Source organism: Mycobacterium parascrofulaceum ATCC BAA-614, assembly GCF_000164135.1.
Taxonomy (GTDB): Bacteria; Actinomycetota; Actinomycetes; order Mycobacteriales; family Mycobacteriaceae; genus Mycobacterium; species Mycobacterium parascrofulaceum.
In genome coordinates, this window is record NZ_GG770627.1 from 1 (window position 1) to 1,066 (window position 1,066).

Sequence of the window (1,066 nt, forward strand, 5' to 3'; positions counted from 1 at the left end):
ACCATGCGCACCCCAGCCGACATCGTCGCCGCGGCCGCCGCCCTGCTTGGCTTTGCCCCCACCAACAGCATCGTCGCCTACATGCTGCGCCGTGACTCCAGCGGCGGCCTGCTCATCCGTTGCGCCATCCGCTTTGACATCACCGTCAGCACCGCACAAGCCGCCAACTTCCCCGCCACCTGCAACCTGCGATCCGCCGACAACCACGGCGCCGTGCTCCTCGCCGTCTGCGACGACATCCACAACCGGCACGCCCTGGCTGTGCTCGACTCGCTGCGAGACGCTCTTACCGCGGCCGAAATCCCCGTCATCCACCGCATCATGACCCACGACGTCACCGCCGAAGGCCAGTGGTTTGACCCCGACACCGGGCGCCGCGGCCCCACCTACCCCTACACCGACTCACTTTACTCAGCGCCCAGCGCGTTCTCAGCGGCGAGCGAATCAGCCACGCCCGCGCCGACATCGAAGCCGAATTCGCGCCCCTCACCCCAGCGCCGCCGGTAGCCCTCGGCGAGCACGGCGAGCTCGTCATCACCACCGCCGAAGAACTCTGCGACGCCCTGGCAGGCCACCCGATCAGCCGTACCCTGCCCACCCGCGCCGGCCACATCATCACCACCGACATCAACGTGCGCGACGCCATGATCTTCGCCGCCATCGAGCACACCCAGCCCGCGGCCGAACTGTGGACCCACATCGCGCGCCGCCTGCGCGGCCAACCACGCGCCGAAGCGCTCACCATCGCCGCGGTCGCCTACTGCCTGCACGGCGACACCGTGCGGGCCGGCATCGCCATCGACACCGCGCTCGAGGAAGCTCACACCGCCCACGCCCCCGCTCCGCGCCTGACGCAGCTGCTCTTGACCGCACTGCGGGCAGGCATCCCGCCCGAACAGATCCGCCGCGTCATTGTCGACAGCGCAACCCAACCCGGACACGACTAAAGCCCGGCCCTCGCGGGCCCGGTCAGCCTCGAGCACGCGGGGGTTGGCCGGGCCCCCCTTTTTTCTTCCGGCCGCCATCGGACACCGGCGCGCCCCGCGCGCCCGGACTGGCCACCTGG

2 protein-coding genes are annotated in these 1,066 nt (G+C 70.5%); both read left to right on the top strand.

Annotated features, from left to right (window positions below; genetic code table 11):
• Window positions 1-507 (top strand): DUF4192 family protein (locus HMPREF0591_RS34305; RefSeq protein ID WP_007172633.1); only part of this gene is annotated, 507 nt, incomplete at its 5' end.
• Between the two features lie 125 nt (window positions 508-632).
• Window positions 633-947: a DUF4192 family protein gene (locus HMPREF0591_RS34310; RefSeq protein WP_244269133.1), complete on the top strand. Its 315-nt coding sequence runs from the start codon at window positions 633-635 to the stop codon at window positions 945-947.
• Window positions 948-1,066 lie beyond the last annotated feature (119 nt).